Genomic DNA, 3,152 nt, shown 5'->3' with positions numbered 1-3,152 from the left:
TTTCTTGGGAATGTGTTCATTGGTTTATGAATATTTACGATTCATCAGATTATTTTAAACCTCTTACTACAGATATTTTCGCATTATTTTTAGGAGCTATTCATTTCATAGTTATTATGCTTATATATTTAGTTATCTATGGTTTTTCTCATCGCAATAATTAACTATTATGTTACTTATATTAAAGGACACAAAGATTAATTTAACAATGTTTGTGTTTTTGAGTATTTATACAAAGGCACTACCCATAATACATAATTATGTCAACTTACACACAAGGGACAAACGCCGTCATTTCAGCGTTTGTCCCTTTTATGTGAATTCATGGATTATTCATATTTTATACATCCCTTTAACGACGCGTTTTCATTCTTTTTCATCAAGTGAACTTTTGTATCTTTATTCATATGGCAAGTCCTAAACTATCGTTTTAAATTAAAAATTTTTGTTATACTATTGAAGTCGTCTTACTTCCGGCGATAGATTCGACGGAAGGAGGTGTAATGATGTACTTAATATTTGTTTTTATAATAGCACCTATTATAGTAGAGTGCAGTGTTACGTTGTTTAAATATTGGCTGGAACAACGTAATAAAAAATAAGACGACATAGTCAACACTAAAAGATCCCCCAATCTACTGCAATAGATTGGGGGATTGGTGTTTTGATGCACTTAATATTTGTTACTTTCAGTATATCTTGTAAGTATAGATTTGTAAAATTAAATAGATATTCGAACGAACTAATTATGTAATCGTCAACAATATCTCAAGCTAGCTTTATAACTTATCTTTTTTATCATTCATCGCTTAAAATTATACTTCATATCATTAAAAGGCCAAAATCTTAAAATAACTTTTCCTACGATTTGTTTTTTAGATATTAACCCCACCTCAGAATATCTACTATCAATACTGTTTGTCCTATTGTCTCCGAGAACTAAATACTTATCTTTAGGTATTATCATTTTATGTTTAGATCCCTTTATATTTGATACATTAAAATCTTCTGTTAAATTTTCACTGGAGTTATTCATTTTTTTATTATAGTCAAGGTAAGGTTCTTTGATATAATTTTTATTGATATATAACTTGTCATTTTTATATTCAATTTGATCTCCTGGTTTACCAATCAATCGTTTTATAAAGTCATTATTGCTATTTTGATGAAATATAATAACATCTCCAGACTTTAAGTGATTTAATGATTTGGATATTTTGCTGACTACTACTTTATCTTTATTGTTAAACGTTGGATACATTGATAATCCTGATACAGTATAAGGTTTAAATAAAAAATTATTTACTAAAAATAATAATAATATAGCTACTATTATGGCTATTAACCATTCCTTAAATTCTTTTTTCATTACATAATTTCCTTTTTAGATTTTATAAACTTTATCCTATTTTAGGTTATCACTTATATTTTTAATATCCTACCAAAAGTAGTTCATTATTTATGATGTCTTTTCTTTATTGAAATAATAAAATTTACTATCAAGAACAGAATGAACTCGTTTCAAAAAAGGCAAAAATTTCCAGCGTTAAATATTTTTTGAGTGAGTTAAATATAAATAAGTGTTAAAGTGAAAACATATAATTGTCCCTAACTAACATTAATTTTTTTAACGTAAGTAACTCCTTAACGATTTCAATGCCACTCAAATTGTTGAGTGGCCATTTTTAATGCTTTATTCAAATTATAGTAGGATGCGGTGTTGCGATTTTCATGTTTTGGCTAAACAACCGCAATAAATAAGTCAAGATAGCCTTACCACTAAAGAACCCAACCTATGTCAGTAGGTTGGGGTTCGGTGATATATGAGTTCAATATTTATTAGTTTCAGTATATACTGTAGTTTCTTCACTTGCAATAAAATTACAAGTTTTACTCATAAAATTCTGTATTTTCTTTACAATAGTGAATTAGTCATTTTTTATCATACTTTTTCTCTTTTAGTGATAAGAAAAATCCCATTATTAAAGGAAATAAAAGCAAAATATAGATGTAGCTCATTTAAGTTATTATTCCTCCCATTTTTCTTCTAATTGACGTTGAAATGCCTCTCGATCTTGTCTTAATTTTGAATCTTCATTATGTATTTCTTGAGATTGTCCTAATCTTCCTTCATTTAACCATTCTGGTGTTTTCTCACGATTGATATATTGACGCTGTTTACCTACATTGGTCATTTGAGGCTGTCGTTTATTGTGAATGCGTTTCTCAGGATCAAAGATAAACTCCAGCCATTCAATTTTACGTCCTTTTTTAGCCTTGATTTTATTAATGTGAAGATTGTTAAAAGTAGCGTTTAACTCTGTAACAATAGGCTTCAAAACATTTTTATTAATATCTGTCATTCTATAAGATTTAGGGATATCTAGGCGTTCTCTAAAATCATCAATTTTAATTTTCATATAACCAGTGTGTTTATATTGTTTAAGTATTCTAAACATGTTTTTTGAATATGTAGATTTCAAATTTGTCATTTCTTTTAATTCAAATTTAGTAAAGTTGCTAGTAATTGAATTAAGTATATGCTTTAAATTAGGAGAAGTTGAAATTTCTAAGTATTGATCTTTTTTATGAATTCTATAATGATTAAATAAAATAAATCTTTCTATAACCTCATCATCTTCGTATCTAATTGTTAGTTCCAACATTTTCTTATATACATCATCCAAGTCTTTAACGAATCTATTAATATTACGTGTTTTCGGACTATAGTTACTCAATTCTTTCAATTCATCAAAAGATAAATGAAGTGTGTTAGTTTCTTTTTCCTTAAGTTTATTACACATGGCAAAAAATAAATTAATTTCAGTACTGGTGAATTTTCTTAAAGGAACTAAATTCAAATCGTTTTTGTATACTACTGTTTCTCCCGTCATTATATAGATACCTCAACATAATTATTTCAATAAGGAGCATATTTTTTTATGATACTCCTTATTGAATTGATATTTTCACGTTAAAACACTTTGATAACAATGTCAATTAACAAAAGAAGGTTTATAATAAAAACTACTCCTTTTATGTGGCAAAACTACTCCTTTTATGTGGCAAAACTACTCCTTTTATGTGGCAAAACTACTCCTTTTATGTGGCAAAACTACTCCTTTTATGTGGCAAAACTACTCCTTTTATGT

The 3,152-nt window shown here is 27.3% G+C and carries 4 protein-coding genes; 2 read left to right on the top strand and 2 right to left on the bottom strand.

What is annotated here, in order from left to right; genetic code table 11:
• The first annotated feature begins 503 nt into the window (after positions 1 to 503).
• A complete protein-coding gene (locus IE142_RS39520) occupies positions 504 to 602 on the top strand; it encodes a type I toxin-antitoxin system Fst family toxin (RefSeq protein ID WP_309498286.1) in 99 nt (32 codons plus the stop codon).
• Positions 603 to 802: 200 nt separating this feature from the next.
• On the opposite strand, the gene lepB is transcribed toward IE142_RS39520, so the two are convergent.
• On the bottom strand, positions 803 to 1,369 hold the full coding sequence (gene lepB / locus IE142_RS39515; RefSeq protein ID WP_018113588.1) for a signal peptidase I: 567 nt from the start codon (positions 1,367 to 1,369) through the stop codon (positions 803 to 805).
• A 326-nt stretch (positions 1,370 to 1,695) separates the two neighbouring features.
• On the opposite strand from lepB, the gene IE142_RS39510 reads away from it, so the two are divergent.
• Positions 1,696 to 1,761, top strand: a complete 66-nt coding sequence (locus IE142_RS39510) for a type I toxin-antitoxin system Fst family toxin (protein WP_107423050.1) — start codon at positions 1,696 to 1,698, stop codon at positions 1,759 to 1,761.
• Between the two features lie 266 nt (positions 1,762 to 2,027).
• Here IE142_RS39510 and IE142_RS39505 read toward each other — a convergent pair whose 3' ends face one another.
• On the bottom strand, positions 2,028 to 2,894 hold the full coding sequence (locus IE142_RS39505; RefSeq protein WP_124743153.1) for a replication initiation protein: 867 nt from the start codon (positions 2,892 to 2,894) through the stop codon (positions 2,028 to 2,030).
• Positions 2,895 to 3,152: the final 258 nt, after the last annotated feature.

The organism is Streptomyces mutabilis (genome assembly GCF_014649815.1).
GTDB lineage: Bacteria > Actinomycetota > Actinomycetes > Streptomycetales > Streptomycetaceae > Streptomyces > Streptomyces mutabilis.
Note: the sequence above shows the minus strand (reverse complement) of the source record. Positions and strands in the feature narration are given on the sequence as shown.